The organism is Acinetobacter sp. RF14B (assembly GCF_006864105.1).
Taxonomy (GTDB): Bacteria; Pseudomonadota; Gammaproteobacteria; order Pseudomonadales; family Moraxellaceae; genus Acinetobacter; species Acinetobacter lwoffii_C.
The window spans coordinates 1-14,029 of record NZ_SMTB01000077.1 but is presented as its reverse complement, the minus strand read 5'-3'; the positions used below and the strand labels follow the sequence as shown (position 1 = coordinate 14,029).

Sequence of the window (14,029 nt, the reverse complement as noted above, 5' to 3'; positions counted from 1 at the left end):
TGCTGGTCGCCCTGTTCTGTCAGCTCGTAGTGCTGGTTGGTATTGCCTTTGTACTGTGCAAGGTACTGGCGCTTCCACCTCTACTTGCTGTTGGCCTAATGCTCCTGGCTGCTTCTCCCGGTGGGAGTACCGCCAACCTGTTTAGCTATCTGTTTAAGGGAGACCTAGCCCTAAATATTACTCTCACTGCCATTAACTCAGTGATTGCGGCGCTGACCTTGCCATTGATTGTTAACTTTTCAATTATGCACTTCATGCAGGACAGCCAGCAAATCAGCTTACAGTTTGCAAAAATCCTGCAGGTCTTTGGCATTATTCTGCTTCCCGTGGGAATTGGCATGCTGATTCGCCGCTATTCTCCAGAACTGACCGAGAAACTGAATAAACCCCTGCGTATTTTTGCAGTCATTTTCCTGCTCCTGATTATCGCAGGTGCCATTTATAGTGAACGTAGCAATATTGCTGAATACTTGGCTCAAGTGGGTCTGGCCGCTGTACTGTTCTGCATTTTCAGCCTGAGCATTGGTTATTTTGTTCCGCGTCTGATGAATATCAATACAGCTCAGGCTCGGGCCAGTGCATTTGAGATTGGCATTCATAATAGTACTTTAGCCATGACCATTGCGTTGACAGTCATGTCCAGTACGGCAGTCGCCATGCCAGCTGCCGTGTACTCGATCTTTATGTATATTTTTGCTGCCATCTTTGGTTTCTTGCTTAATCGCTTTGCACCCATTAGCCCTCGACCTGCCTTGTCTAGCGCGCAATAGTAAAAATGCATCCTTTAAACCCGGCTTAAGCTGTCAAGTTTTTGGGATGCAGCTCCATTTATGGCGCTCTTTTATTTTAGTGATAGCCTCACAAGATAGCAGCGCTCATTCCCAAGTTCCGTTACAATAGCTTTTTAAAACATGTAGAAAAGGTTAATTTCTGTGAAGTGGTTACAAATTCATATTACGGTTGATCAGGCTCAAGTTGATTTTACTGAAACCTTACTCAGCTCTCTGGGTGCAGTCAGTGTGACACTGGATGATGCCGAAAACCAAGATTTACTGGAACCACTTCCAGGTGAAACCCCACTTTGGAATAAAGTGATTGTAACTGGCATCTATGCACAGGAAGATGATGAAGAAATTGATGTCAGCGCTCTTGAAACATTTATTTGCCTGCAAATCCCGGATGCTCCAATGCGGCATGAGTTTTTAGAAGACCAGGCCTGGGAAAGAACCTGGATGGATGCCTATGCGCCGATTCAGATTGCAGAAAAATTCTGGATTGTACCGGAATGGATGCAAGCCCCCGAAGCTGATGCTGTCAATATCAAACTTGACCCAGGTCTGGCCTTTGGTACTGGAAACCATGCCTCGACTTTCCTTTGCTTGCAATGGCTCGGAAAAACTGATGTTAAAGACAAGATCGTCATTGACTATGGTTGCGGTTCAGGAATTTTGGCTGTCGCCGCCCTATTACTAGGTGCGAAAAAAGCATATGCCACTGATATCGATCCACAAGCTGTTCTGGCAACCCAACAAAATGCAGAACTGAATGGTGTACTCGACAAACTCTATGTGGGTCTGCCGGAAGAGTTCAATACAGAGCTGGGCGAGCAGAAAGCAGATGTGTTTGTAGCCAACATTCTGGCAGGGCCCCTAATGATGCTTGAGCCTGAGTTTGCAAATTTAGTCAAACCTGAGGCAGAGTTCGCACTTGCAGGTGTGATTGAAGAGCAAGTGACTGAAGTTACTAGCATTTACTCAAAACATTTTGATATATTAGAAGTCGAAAAACGTGATGAAAACTGGTGCCGAATTTCGGGGAAACGCCATAAAAATTAAAGAGTATATAAAGTCTATATGAGTGACAAGCAAACCCATTGCCCTACATGTTCTACAACTTATAAGGTTAGCGTTGCACAATTAACCATAGCGCAAGGTATGGTTTGCTGTCCCAAATGCACCACGACTTTTAATGCTTTATCACATCTGGTGACTGAGAACCAGAACTCGGTCACTGCTTCTGAATCTGCTTTTGATACTATCGATCATAACAGTCGTTATCCTACTCAGACCGACACATCTGGGCAGCATAACAACCAGGTTCAGCGGCCTCGGCACAGTTTTCTGAATATTTTTGATGAGAAAGTCGAAAACTCGAATATCGACTTGCATACTTACCTAAACAACCTGAACTATTTTAGCACCACCCCGATCAGCGTCTTACCCAGCATGAACTGGGATGAGTCGGACAAGGAACAGGAAAAAAGCTTACTTTATTATGTCGGCTGGAGTCTGTTAAATCTGTCCCTACTTGGACTGCTGTTATTCCAGTTTTTCTGGTTTAATCCGAAATATCTGCAAAATAGCCATGTCATGAGTATGGCATTCACCCAGATCTGCGAAACGTTTAACTGTTCGCATATTAATGAGCATTACAACCTAATTCATATTAATAAAGTCAAGATCAGATCTGTGGCTAAAAACGAGACACAATTTAGTGGTGAACTGGTCAATCTCCATGACCGCAGTCTCAGCCTGCCTATTTTAAGAGTAAACCTGAAAAAACATGGCAAGCAGACCGTGACCTACAACCTGACTTCACAGGAGTATCTGATTGAAAGTCTGGTAAAGGTAGAGCGAATTCCCCAAAATAGTCCCTTCAAGTTTAAATTCAGCCTTCCGGTAGACCGCAAAGACTTCGATAATTATAGTTTAGAAATAATTCGGCCTTAATATGGGTAAAAACTATTAAAAAATCGAAAAAAGTTTAAAAAAATGCAGTTTTCTTGCTCACTTTTTCCTAGAAAATGGTATTATACGCGCCACAAAAGCTATGTGCTGCAAACTCCTCGCTACTTTTCCACAACAAATACAGTCTTAACTAATGCGCTATAAAATTTATTGCGTATTGAGCAGATTTTTTGTTTGGATTTTGGTCAGTAACAAAACTTTAATTATTGTTACGCTTATTTTTCGACCAAACCGCAGAGATATGTCAAGCTACAAGCTCAATGTAATGACCAAGTTTTAGAACTCTAGTTTTAGGATCTAAAATTGGAGTTCATTTAAATTTCTAGACCACTTTTATATATCACTTTACCCAAGTGATATTTATTTTTCGGATTAATTCGCATGAATAGCAAGTCTCCTATTTTTACTGCACAATCTGATGTCGCTCTACGTATTCATGTAGATCGCGCAGTTCGCCATTACTTTGCACAACTGCAGGGCGAGCAACCTTCTCAGGTGTATGACATGGTGCTAGCAGAAATGGAGAAGCCTCTTTTATCTGTAGTTCTAGAGTACACACGTGGCAACCAGACACGTGCTGCTGAGATTCTCGGACTTAACCGCGGTACTTTACGTAAAAAGTTAAAAGCTCACGGTTTAATGAGTGAATAAATGATAAAATGCTTGCGGCTTTCGCAGGCATTTTTTTCGACCTGTATTTAGCTAATTTGTTTTAATTCTTAAAAACTGTGACGAAGATCATGACTATTAAACGCGCTTTAATCTCTGTTTCCGACAAGACTGGTATTGTTGAGTTTGCCCAAAACCTTGCTGCTCTTGGGGTAGAAATTTTATCTACTGGTGGTACATACAAATTATTAAAAGACAATAATATTGCCGTAGTTGAAGTTTCAGAGCACACTGGTTTCCCAGAGATGATGGACGGCCGTGTAAAAACTTTGCATCCAAAAATTCATGGCGGTATCTTGGCACGTCGCGGACTGGATGAAGCTGTAATGGCAGAACACAGCATCGATGCCATCGACCTTGTTGTTGTGAACTTATATCCATTTGCAGCCACTGTAGCAAAACCAAACTGTTCACTTGCAGATGCGATTGAAAACATCGACATCGGTGGCCCAACTATGGTTCGTGCTGCTGCAAAAAACCATGCTTCTGTCGGTATTGTAGTAAACGCTTCTGACTACTCAACCGTTATTGCTGAGTTAAAAGCAGAAGGTGCTTTGTCTTATGCTACTCGTTTTGACCTAGCGGTTAAAGCGTTTGAACATACAGCGCAATACGATGGCATGATCGCTTCTTATCTGGGTGCTCGCGTAGGTAAAGAAGAAGGTCAGGCAGACAAATTTGCACGTACTTTCAATACGCAATTAAATAAAGTTCAAGACCTTCGTTATGGTGAAAACCCGCATCAATCTGCTGCCTTCTATGTAGAAGACACAGCGACTGAAGCGTCTGTTTCAACAGCTAAACAGTTACAAGGTAAAGAGCTCTCTTATAACAATATCGCAGATACAGATGCAGCACTTGAATGTGTGAAATCATTCGCTAAACCTGCGTGTGTGATTGTAAAACATGCCAATCCATGTGGCGTTGCGGTGTCTTTAGATGGCATCCAGGCGGCTTATGACCTGGCTTATGCAACTGACCCTGAATCTGCATTCGGTGGCATCATTGCATTCAACCGTGAACTAGATGTCGCAACTGCACAAGCAATTGTGGATCGTCAATTCGTTGAAGTGATCATTGCACCTAGCGTTGCTGAAGGCGTTCTTGAAGTAACAGGCGCGAAGAAAAACGTACGCGTTCTGGTATGTGGCGAACTTCCAGCAATCGATGCGCGTCAATCTCAACTCGACTACAAGCGTGTCAACGGTGGTTTACTGGTTCAAGACCAGGACTTGGGCATGATCACTAAAGATGACCTTAAAGTTGTGACTAAACGTGCGCCAACTGAACAGGAAATTGATGACATGATCTTCGCCTGGAAAGTTGCGAAATATGTAAAATCAAATGCGATTGTGTATGCGAAAAATCGTCAAACGATTGGTGTAGGTGCAGGTCAAATGAGCCGTGTCAACTCTGCGCGTATTGCTGCAATTAAAGCTGAACATGCAGGTCTCGTAGTTGAAGGTGCAGTAATGGCATCTGACGCATTCTTCCCATTCCGTGATGGTATTGATAACGCTGCAAAAGCTGGCATCAAATGCATTATCCAACCGGGTGGTTCTATGCGTGATGAAGAAACCATTGCAGCAGCTGACGAAGCTGGTATTGCCATGGTCTTCACTGGCATGCGTCACTTCCGCCACTAATTATGTAGTGCCAATGTAATGACAATGTCTTACATGCTGAACAATCTAGATTTTTAATCTTGCATAAAGTCCTCTCCTTTTTAAGTTGAGGGCTTTATGTCATTTTCGATTCATGGAGTATGAACCGATGAATATTTTAGTTTTGGGTAACGGCGGTCGTGAACATGCTTTAGCATGGAAAATCGCACAAGATAAAAAAGTTGCTAAAGTTTTTGTTGCGCCAGGTAATGCCGGGACTGCAACCGAATCAAAATGCGAAAATGTTGCATTAAACATTTTAGACAATGCTGCAATTATCGACTTTGCTAAAAATAATGCGGTTGATCTGATTATCGTGGGTCCAGAAGCACCACTTGTGAATGGTGTCGTAGATGCGTGCCGCGCTGCTGATCTTAAAATCTGGGGTCCAACGCAGTTTGCAGCACAGCTTGAAGGCTCTAAAGCATTTGCGAAGCACTTCTTAAAACGCCACAACATTCCAACTGCTTTCTATGACGTATTTACAGAAGTCGATGCTGCCAAAGCCTTTGTTGAAAAAAATGGTGCGCCAATTGTGATCAAGGCAGATGGCTTGGCAGCCGGTAAAGGCGTAATCGTGGCGATGAGCAACGAAGAAGCATTTGCTGCAATTGATGACATGCTGGCAGGCAACAAGTTTGGTGATGCCGGTTCACGTGTAGTTATTGAAGAATTCCTTGCGGGTGAAGAAGCCTCTTTCATTTGTATGATTGATGGTGACAACATCCTGCCAATGGCAACCTCACAAGATCACAAACGCATTTTTGAAGGTGACCAGGGTCCCAACACGGGCGGTATGGGCGCTTACTCTCCTGCGCCAGTGGTGACAGCTGACGTTTTCGAAAAAACCATGAAAGAAGTCATGCGCCCAACCGTTGATGGTATGAAAGCGGATGGACATGCGTACACAGGCTTCCTGTATGCGGGTCTGATGATTGACGAGCAAGGCCAACCTAAAGTGATTGAATTCAACTGCCGTTTTGGTGACCCTGAAACCCAGCCAATCATGATGCGCTTAAAATCTTCTTTGGTGGAACTGGTGGAAGCAGGTCTTGCAGGCAAGCTGCCAGCAGAAGCTGACTGGGATGAGCGTAAAACTGTCGGTATCGTACTTGCGTCACGTGGCTACCCGGAAACTTCAAGCAATGGTGATGTGATTTCAGGCCTAGACACTGAAATGGCCGATGCCAAAGTCTTCCATGCAGGTACTAAAGCCAATGAGAAAGGTGAAATTGTGACAGCTGGTGGCCGTGTACTTTGTGTAACTGCACTGGGCAATACCATCGGTGAAGCACAAGCCAAAGCTTTGGAACTGTGTGAAAAAGTCACTTTTGACGGTGTTCAATACCGTAAGGATATTGGCTACCGTGCGATTGCGCGTGAAAATACTTAATATTTTCTATAATCGTGAATTGTAAAAGCCCTATTTTATATAGGGCTTTTTATCGCTCCAGATTTGGATTTTGTGCATCATTTTTTATATTTTTATCACTATAAATTTTATCCGTCTTCCCTCTTCCACCTTTGATCCAAAGCGTTGATGACAAAAACTGGCGTCTAGCAAGTTTAAAAATTTGATCACTGTCGACGTTTACGCCTCCAGCATTTCTTAAATATATTTTCACCCCCTGTAGAATTGATTTATGAGCAGCATGCTTCCTACAGCGTCATAAACATAAAATATATTTTGCAGATAAAAACAATAAAAACAGGTGGTTCCAAGCTTCTTATATCCGTTTTTATGATTTAGATTGGATAAAATCTTATAAAGATCATAAATTAAACCATCACTTCGCCTGCCGATTTTCGATAAAAATAATACTTTGTATTTATTGATTTTTTAGTTGAAACCTCTAATCCTTATTCTACTAAATAGATAAGATCGCATTTTCACTTCACTATTCTGAATATAGCTTTATTGTTATGATGGCGACCATTGAAAGGCGGCTCTCTCCAGTTTTAATACAAAAGAAGGTACACGATTGCTTGATGCTCATCGGGTAGATGCTGGAAACTTTAGATGTATGCTTTAGGAAAATACCGTGCGTATTCTGATTTACTTTCAAGCAGGATCGCGATAAAACGCTGCTTTAATACGACTTAAAAGTGCTTATACTTTAGGCAACAAAGAATTAGGATATTTTTTATGAAAAAGTTACTGGGTGTCTTATTGGGTGCATCTGTATTCACCTTAACTGCGTGTAGCAAACAGGAAGCTCCTGACAGTGATGCTGCTCAAGCTAAAAACTCAGGCGAACTGCAAACCGTAACGCTGGCATCTACCGGTTCAGATGCCGACATCTGGCGCTACATTGCAACATTGCCGGAAACCAAGCAAGCAGGTCTCAAGCTAGATGTAAAAAATTTTACCGACTATGTTGCCATGAATACTGCGGTCGCCAATAAAGAAATTGACCTAAACGCATTCCAGTCCTATGCCTATATGGTGGCGTATAATGATGCCAATACACAAAAAATCGCCCCGCTCGCGACCACTTATTTAGAGCCTATGGGGATTTACTCCAGCAAGGTAAAATCCTTGCATGAGTTTAAAACCGGTGCCACCATTGCCATTCCAAATGATGGTGCAAATGAGTCACGCGCCCTCCTGCTATTACAGTCTGCCGGTCTGGTGAAACTTAAACCTGAATTTGACTATGTCAAAGGCACTACGGCCGATGTGACTGAAAACGCCAAACAGATTGTCATCAAACCGATTCAAATGGCGACTGCAGTTCGCGTAAAAGACGAAGTAGATGCGATTGTTTTAGGTAATACTCTGGCGATGGAAGGCGGTTTAAACGTCTTAAAAGATGCGATTTACTATGAGCCAATTGATCAAAGCACTAAAATGAATGTAAATGTTTTAGCGGTGGCAGCAGACCGTCAGAACGACCCGGCACTTCAAAAAGTGGGCGCACTGTATCATACTCCTGCTGTGCAAGCCTATGTTGATGAACACTTTGGTGGCACAAAAGTCGCGGTCAACAAACCCGTTACTTATTTGACCGAAGCTCAGTAATATTTTACCCAATATAAAAACAGGCAAGCTTTTCTTGCCTGTTTTTTGCTGGTAATGCAGTTTTTGACACTATGATTGAATTTAAAAATATTTCCAAACAGTATGAGCTGAAAGGTCAAACCTTGCATGCCCTGAATCAGATCAATCTGCAGATCCCGACAGGCAGTATTTTTGGCATTATTGGATATAGTGGCGCAGGCAAGAGTACATTAATTCGCCTGATTAACCTGCTAGAACGTCCAAGCTCGGGACAAGTTATTATCAATGGTACAGATTTTACGGCCTTGGATGCGAAAGCATTGCGTCAAGAACGTGCAGGTATCGGGATGATTTTCCAGCATTTTAATTTACTGCAAACCCAAACCGTGGCGGCCAATATTGAAATGCCGATGAAACTTCTGGGCTGGAACAAGGCTGAGCGTGAAAAACGTCTGGAAGAATTACTGGATTTTATTGATCTAAAACATAAGCGTAATACCTATCCTGATGAGCTTTCCGGGGGTCAAAAACAGCGTGTCGGTATTGCACGCGCCCTTGCCAATCATCCTAAAATTTTACTCTGTGATGAAGCGACTTCCGCACTTGATCCACAAACCACCAAATCCGTATTACAACTCCTGAAAAAAATCAATGAAGAGCAAGGCATCACGATTGTGATGGTAACGCATGAAATGGATGTGATTGAATCAATCTGTGATTATGTGGCCGTAATGGAAAAAGGTGATGTGATTGAAACCGGCTCTACCTTGCAGATCTTCAGTCAACCGCAGCATCCAACCACCCGAAGTTTTATCCAGACCGTTTTACAGCAGCATTTGCCTGTGAATATTTTAAACAATCTGGAAAATCAGAATCAGCAGAGTATTTATTGTTTAAAATTTCTCGGCAGTTCAGCGCAGGAAACCGTGATTCAAGCGGTGATCAGACAGTTCAATATTAACCTGAATATTCTGTTTGCCAACATGACCGAAATTAATGGCTCCGTGATTGGACAGATGTTTATTCAACTCTCCGGCGATGGCACTGAAATTAACGCTGCCCTGCAATATCTGGAAGATCAAGGTGTGCAGGTATCACAAGCAGGAATACAAGCATGAGAGATTTCATTGTACAGTGGTTGACGACGCTGACTGCACCTTTCTGGAAAAGCTCCCTGTCCATGGACCAGTTCGTCACAGCCTTGCAGGAAACCTTTCACATGGTATTTTTCGCCATGCTGTTTGGCTGTATCTGGGGCTTTGTTCAAGCCATTATTTTACTGCTAACCCGTCCGGACGGCATTCTGCCAAATCGCGTGATTTATCACGGTTTAAATCCAATTGTGAATGCGCTTCGCTCCTTGCCGTTTATTATTCTGCTGATTGCAGTCATCCCGCTGACCAAGTGGATTGTAGGAACATCTATTGGTACTTGGGCGGCGATTGTACCGCTAACCATTTATGTCGGGCCTTATATTGGCCGCCTGATTGAAACCTCGTTGCTGGAAGTAAATGCAGGCATTATTGAGTCTGCACAGGCGATGGGTGCAACTCCAATGCAGATTATTTTCAAATTTGTCCTGCCCGAAGCCCGTAGCTCCCTGATTCTCAATCTGACCACTGCAACCATTAGCCTGATTGGTGCGACAGCGATGGCCGGGGCCGTTGGTGCTGGTGGTATTGGTGATTTAGCTATTTCTTATGGTTATCAGCGTTTTGACACGTCTGTGGTGATCATGACAGTGATTGTCTTATTGATTCTGGTCCAGATTGTTCAAAGTATCGGTGACTGGCTGTCGCGGTTAAGATAAAAATTATAGTTCAGCCCTCTTCGGAGGGTTTTATTTTTCCTCTATAACGATGCAGGACATATTCAGCTCGGTTAACAGTTCATATATGGATCATGGCTCGTTGGCGGGTAATCTAACAATATTTCAGCAAACTAAGAAAAGTTTTTTATGAGTGCACCCAGCAGTGCTGCTCGTTTTTCAAGACTAAAGAAAAATAAGCCGCTCAATTAAATTAAAAGTTCAGCATTTCCCATCAATTTCAAACTGCAACAATAAATCCCATGTTAAACTATCGAGCGGTTTTTGCAGGGACTCATTTATGCACTTTGTTCATCTTGGTATTCATACAGAATTTTCGATTACTGAATCCATCGTACGTATACCTGATTTAGTCAAAGCTGCTGAGAAAGAGCAAATGCCTGCCCTTGCTCTCACCGACTTGTCCAACCTGCATGCCGCAGTAAAATTTTATGGAAAATGCCTAGGCAAAGGCATTAAACCGATTTTAGGTTCAGAAATTCGCCTGAATGATGCCGAACATCGTATGACCTTACTGGCCATGACCAATAAAGGTTGGCGTAACCTGACTGAGCTGGTCTCCGAAGGCTTTATTCGCGGACAGCAACTGGACGTTCCTTGCATACAAAAAGAATGGATTCTGGAGCAGTCCGACGACATGATTGCCCTGCTTGGCATACAGTCCGATGTTGGAAAAATGCTTATTACTTCCAATCCACAAAAAGCTGAACCACTATTAGAAGAATGGATTGAAAAATTTGGGAATCGTGTCTATTTAGCACTTAGCCGTACCAATCGTCCAGATGAAGATAACTTCATTCTTGAGGCGGTTAAGCTGGCCAAAAAGTACAATATTGGGGTCGTGGCACATAATGATGTGCATTTTATGACCCGTAATGACTTTGAAGCACATGAAGCGCGTGTATGTATTGCAGATGGCTATGTTCTGGGCGATAACCGCCGTCCCAAAACTTATTCACCTGAACAGTACTTTAAATCTGCCGAGGAAATGACCGAGCTTTTCTCGGATATTCCTGCAGCAATTGAAAACACCTACCATATTGCCAAGCGCTGTAATGTAACCTTGCAACTGGGCAAATACTTTCTGCCGGATTATCCGATCCCTGAAGGTCATACCATTGATACTTACTTTGCCCATTTGTCTAAAGAAGGTCTCGAAGAGCGTCTGGACTTCCTTTATCCGCCTGCAGAGCGTGACGAGCACTGGGCAGAAATCCGTAAGCCTTATGATGAGCGGATTGAATATGAAATCAACATCATTAACTCGATGGGTTTCCCTGGCTACTTCCTGATCGTCATGGACTTTATTCAATGGTCCAAGAGCAACGGCGTACCGGTAGGTCCGGGTCGTGGTTCAGGTGCGGGTTCACTGGTGGCCTATAGTTTAAAAATTACCGACCTGGATCCGTTACGCTACGAGCTGCTGTTTGAACGCTTCCTGAATCCGGAACGTGTGTCAATGCCCGATTTTGACGTAGACTTCTGTATTACTGGTCGTGACCGGGTGATTGACTATGTTGCACGCACTTATGGCCGTGACGCGGTGTCCCAGATTGCAACCTTCGGTACCATGGCTGCCAAAGGGGCAATTCGTGACGTCGCACGGGTACTAGGCAAATCTTATGGTCTGGCAGATCGGATCTCTAAACTGATTCCAACCAAACCGTTGGGTCTAACATTGGAAGAGTCGCTGGAAGCCGAACCGCAACTCAAGGATGTGGTGACCAATCCCTCGAATCCTGACTATGATGATGCTTCTGAGATCTGGGAAATGGCTCTCAAACTTGAAGGCATTACCCGAAATACCGGTAAACACGCTGGTGGTGTGGTCATTTCACCGACCAAGATTACCGATTTCTCTGCGGTCATGTGTGATGCTGATGGTACCGGACGCGTGGCACAGTTCGATAAGGACGATGTTGAGTCTGCCGGTCTGGTGAAGTTTGACTTCTTAGGCTTGCGTAACCTGACCGTGATTGAAGATGCGGTCAAGAACATCAATAAACGCATTCAGAGTGAAAAACCGCTGGATATTGCCTATATCCCGCTAGATGACAAAGACGCCTACCTCGTATTTGCTAATGCCAACACCACCGCCGTCTTCCAGTTTGAATCTGTGGGCATGAAAAAGATGCTGAAAGAGGCGCGTCCTAGTAAGTTCGAAGAAATTATTGCCTTTGTATCTTTATACCGTCCCGGTCCGATGGACCTGATTCCTGACTTTATTCACCGGATGCATGGTGGCGATTTTGAATATCTGCATCCCCTGTTGGAAGGTGTCTTGGAACCGACCTACGGAATTATGGTGTATCAGGAACAGGTGATGCAGGCTGCGCAGTACTGTGCCGGTTATACCTTGGGCGGTGCGGACTTGCTGCGCCGGGCCATGGGTAAGAAAAAGCCTGAAGAAATGGTCAAACAGCGTAAAATCTTCATTGAAGGCGCTGCAAAAAAAGATATTGATGAAGCCACAGCCAACCATATCTTTGACTATATGGAAAAGTTTGCCGGCTATGGTTTTAACAAATCACATGCGGCTGCCTATGCTTTGGTGGCCTATCAGACTGCCTGGTTAAAAGCCCATTATCCGGCTGAGTTTCTGGCAGCAGTCATGTCCTCGGAAATGCAGAACACCGATAACGTGGTCTTCCTGATTGACGACTGCCGTAAAAACAATCTGGAAGTGTTACCACCTTCAGTCAATATGTCGATTTACCAGTTCCACGCCATTGATGAAAAAACTATTGTGTATGGTCTAGGTGCGATTAAAGGCGTGGGCGAAGCGGCAATGCAATCGGTGATCAACTCACGTAACGAGCAAGGCCCTTATAAAGACCTGTTTGATTTCTGTCACCGGATCGACTTGAAGAAAATCAATAAGCGTACTCTGGAAGCCTTGATCCGTGCGGGCGCACTCGACTGTCTGGGAATTGAACGTGCAGATTTGATGGTACAACTGCCTCAAGCCGTTCAGGCAGCAGAACAGGCACGTTCAAACCGTGAAACCGGCATTATGGACCTGTTTGGTGAAGTTGAAGAAGTTCAGCGCAAGCCATCTAAACCGGTCAAACCCTGGTCAGATGAAGTCCGTCTTAAAGGTGAAAAAGACACGCTCGGCCTGTATCTGACCGGTCATCCGATTGATGTCTACCGCAATGAACTGAAAGCCTTTGTTCCTGCACAAATTAATGAATTAACCCCCACACGCCGTGGCGTAACCACGGTCTTTGCCGGGCTGGTGGTAGATGTGGCGAACTTCCCGAACCGGATGATGGTTACGCTGGATGATGGTACGTCACGTATTGAAATTTCTACCAACCATGAACGTTTCCAGCGTTTTAAAGAGATTGTCCAGGTCGACAAAGTGGTAGTCATTGAAGGTGAAATTTATGAGCGTGAAGGTTTTGACCGCCCACTGGGCCGCTTGACCAAAGCTTTTAGCTTAAATGAAATCCGTCAGAAACGTGCTAACAGTATTAAAATCACCCTGACTGCCGAGCACCAGAGCAAAACACTGGCACGTGACTTACAGCAGATCTTACAGCTTTATACGGATGTAGATATGAGCACGCATATTCCGGTGATTTTATATCTGGATTATGACTATGCCAGTACTGAACTGCATTTGGGCCTGAACTGGAAGGTTGCGCCACTGGATGAACTGCTCATAAAGCTGCGTGATTACTTTGGTAAATCGGCCATTCATATTGAATATCAAGTTAAGTCCAAAGCGGCCAGAGCCGTCTCTTATGAAGAAGCCAAGCCTGTCGAAGTGCCGCCACCACCTGCCGATATGAGCATCGAGGATGCTATGGACCTGTATCAGGCGGAAAATCAGGCCCAATATTCGTAATTTCATTTAAAAACATTCACAATTGGAAAGTTCATGAGTCAAATTGACAATGCTACCGTTTCAGCACATCTCTCCCATGTGCGTATTGTCATGGTCAATACCACCTTACCTGCCAACATTGGCAGTGCCTTACGCGCCATGAAAACCATGGGCCTGTCCAAGCTGGTTCTGGTGGCACCGAAAACCTATCCGCATCCGGATGTTGACGCGCTGGCTGCGGGTGCAACTGACCTGATCGAGCAGATCGAGATTGTAGAAACCCTTGAA

Annotated in this window: 11 protein-coding genes; all 11 read left to right on the top strand. The window is 44.0% G+C overall.

Annotated features, from left to right (window positions below; genetic code table 11):
- The coding region (locus E2K52_RS11035; protein WP_151205141.1) for a bile acid:sodium symporter family protein at positions 1 to 770 on the top strand (770 nt) is incomplete at its 5' end.
- 162 nt (positions 771 to 932) lie between these two features.
- Positions 933 to 1,835 carry a 50S ribosomal protein L11 methyltransferase gene (prmA, locus tag E2K52_RS11030; RefSeq protein WP_151205140.1) on the top strand — a complete coding sequence of 301 codons (903 nt, stop codon included), beginning with the start codon at positions 933 to 935 and terminating at the stop codon, positions 1,833 to 1,835.
- Positions 1,836 to 1,853: 18 nt separating this feature from the next.
- Positions 1,854 to 2,729 carry a DUF3426 domain-containing protein gene (locus E2K52_RS11025; RefSeq protein ID WP_151205139.1) on the top strand — a complete coding sequence of 292 codons (876 nt, stop codon included), beginning with the start codon at positions 1,854 to 1,856 and terminating at the stop codon, positions 2,727 to 2,729.
- A gap of 399 nt (positions 2,730 to 3,128) precedes the next feature.
- Positions 3,129 to 3,398: a DNA-binding transcriptional regulator Fis gene (fis, locus tag E2K52_RS11020; RefSeq protein ID WP_001086304.1), complete on the top strand. Its 270-nt coding sequence runs from the start codon at positions 3,129 to 3,131 to the stop codon at positions 3,396 to 3,398.
- An 89-nt stretch (positions 3,399 to 3,487) separates the two neighbouring features.
- A complete protein-coding gene (gene purH, locus E2K52_RS11015) occupies positions 3,488 to 5,062 on the top strand; it encodes a bifunctional phosphoribosylaminoimidazolecarboxamide formyltransferase/IMP cyclohydrolase (protein ID WP_151205138.1) in 1,575 nt (524 codons plus the stop codon).
- Between the two features lie 127 nt (positions 5,063 to 5,189).
- Complete coding sequence (purD, locus tag E2K52_RS11010) at positions 5,190 to 6,473, top strand: phosphoribosylamine--glycine ligase (protein ID WP_151205137.1); 1,284 nt, start codon at positions 5,190 to 5,192, stop codon at positions 6,471 to 6,473.
- A 753-nt stretch (positions 6,474 to 7,226) separates the two neighbouring features.
- Entirely contained in the window at positions 7,227 to 8,102 is an 876-nt protein-coding gene (locus E2K52_RS11005) for a MetQ/NlpA family ABC transporter substrate-binding protein (RefSeq protein WP_151205136.1), read from the top strand.
- A gap of 71 nt (positions 8,103 to 8,173) precedes the next feature.
- Complete coding sequence (locus E2K52_RS11000) at positions 8,174 to 9,199, top strand: methionine ABC transporter ATP-binding protein (RefSeq protein WP_151205135.1); 1,026 nt, start codon at positions 8,174 to 8,176, stop codon at positions 9,197 to 9,199.
- Positions 9,196 to 9,891, top strand: a complete 696-nt coding sequence (locus E2K52_RS10995; RefSeq protein WP_151205134.1) for a methionine ABC transporter permease — start codon at positions 9,196 to 9,198, stop codon at positions 9,889 to 9,891. The genes E2K52_RS11000 and E2K52_RS10995 overlap by 4 nt, the downstream gene beginning before the upstream one ends.
- Positions 9,892 to 10,189: 298 nt before the next feature.
- Positions 10,190 to 13,762 carry a DNA polymerase III subunit alpha gene (dnaE, locus tag E2K52_RS10990; RefSeq protein WP_151205133.1) on the top strand — a complete coding sequence of 1,191 codons (3,573 nt, stop codon included), beginning with the start codon at positions 10,190 to 10,192 and terminating at the stop codon, positions 13,760 to 13,762.
- 33 nt (positions 13,763 to 13,795) lie between these two features.
- Positions 13,796 to 14,029 (top strand): TrmH family RNA methyltransferase (locus E2K52_RS10985; RefSeq protein ID WP_151205132.1); only part of this gene is annotated, 234 nt, incomplete at its 3' end.

Excerpts from the sequence above, each read along its gene's own strand:
- E2K52_RS11025 (WP_151205139.1), top strand. The coding sequence starts at position 1,854 with ATGAGTGACAAGCAAACCCATTGCCCTACATGTTCTACAACTTATAAG.
- fis (WP_001086304.1), top strand. The coding sequence starts at position 3,129 with ATGAATAGCAAGTCTCCTATTTTTACTGCACAATCTGATGTCGCTCTA.
- purH (WP_151205138.1), top strand. The coding sequence starts at position 3,488 with ATGACTATTAAACGCGCTTTAATCTCTGTTTCCGACAAGACTGGTATT.
- purD (WP_151205137.1), top strand. The coding sequence starts at position 5,190 with ATGAATATTTTAGTTTTGGGTAACGGCGGTCGTGAACATGCTTTAGCA.
- E2K52_RS11005 (WP_151205136.1), top strand. The coding sequence starts at position 7,227 with ATGAAAAAGTTACTGGGTGTCTTATTGGGTGCATCTGTATTCACCTTA.
- E2K52_RS11000 (WP_151205135.1), top strand. The coding sequence starts at position 8,174 with ATGATTGAATTTAAAAATATTTCCAAACAGTATGAGCTGAAAGGTCAA.
- E2K52_RS10995 (WP_151205134.1), top strand. The coding sequence starts at position 9,196 with ATGAGAGATTTCATTGTACAGTGGTTGACGACGCTGACTGCACCTTTC.
- dnaE (WP_151205133.1), top strand. The coding sequence starts at position 10,190 with ATGCACTTTGTTCATCTTGGTATTCATACAGAATTTTCGATTACTGAA.